This window comes from Dorea sp. MB18-49, from assembly GCF_023669465.1.
In the GTDB taxonomy this organism is placed as follows: domain Bacteria; phylum Bacillota; class Clostridia; order Lachnospirales; family Lachnospiraceae; genus Dorea_A; species Dorea_A longicatena.
In genome coordinates this window covers 1-933 of sequence record NZ_JAMOYX010000107.1, presented here as the reverse complement: position 1 = coordinate 933, position 933 = coordinate 1, and the positions used below count along the sequence as shown (strand labels likewise).

General features: G+C 28.4%; 1 protein-coding gene. It reads right to left on the bottom strand.

What is annotated here, in order from left to right; genetic code table 11:
• Positions 1 to 747, bottom strand: a 747-nt coding sequence (locus NCY30_RS14950; protein ID WP_250818888.1) for an FtsX-like permease family protein, incomplete at its 3' end; no start/stop codon positions are given.
• Between the last annotated feature and the right edge of the window lie 186 nt (positions 748 to 933).

The window sequence follows — 933 nt, the reverse complement described above, 5'->3', positions numbered from 1 at the left end:
TTCCAGTAATACACCCATGCCAAAAGTTAAAATTAAAAATCCACCAATTATCCATATAAAATATGCATCATAATGCACTTCTTCATAGCTTGGAAACATAAACCAGGCAATTACACTCAATATAATTCCTATAATAACTGCAATTGTCCAATATCCTTTTTGCGGACATTTCTGAATCTTTTCTTCAGCTTGTATCAGTGAACTCAGATTATGATTTTCAATCCATACTATGACAGCAAAAAACGTAAAAATCATAATTCCGATACTAAATTTTATTGAATAAACATATATATTCAAATTTGCCGTTACTATTCGTACAAAATATAAAGGTGCAATTTTGTGTAATAAAAACTGAATGCCATACAATATACCAGTTCCAAGAATAAGTCCTAGTATTGATGAGAATACCCAGCCAAGAACATATTCTATCAACATCAAACTAAATACCATTCGTTTGTGCATTCCCATCATAATAAATAATCCATAATCTCTTATTCTTGATTTTAAATAATAAATCATAGCATACGCCATCAACATTATAGTAATAACAGAAATCATTCCTAAAGCCATAGTAAAATCAATTCTAAAAAGAAATGCTGTTTCGGTATCTTTTACAATTTGTAATACAATCTCTTTTAATCCACGAAATACAAACAGCTCCATAATTGCAACAATATTACTCAAGAAAAACAAAATATAATTCTTTAAATTACTTCGAAAATTTTTATAGATTATTTTTGTTAACATCTTCATTCCCCTCTTCATTTTGTAATCTGCAACTAGCTACTTTGCTCCGCATAATAGTATAGTTCTACTTTACACCACATAGTAGTTATTGTCAATTCGATTACTTATCTATTGTCATGCTTTCTGGCTATGTTATAATATTGATAAATAGATTAGAAAATATCAGGTGATGCAATGTATGATAAA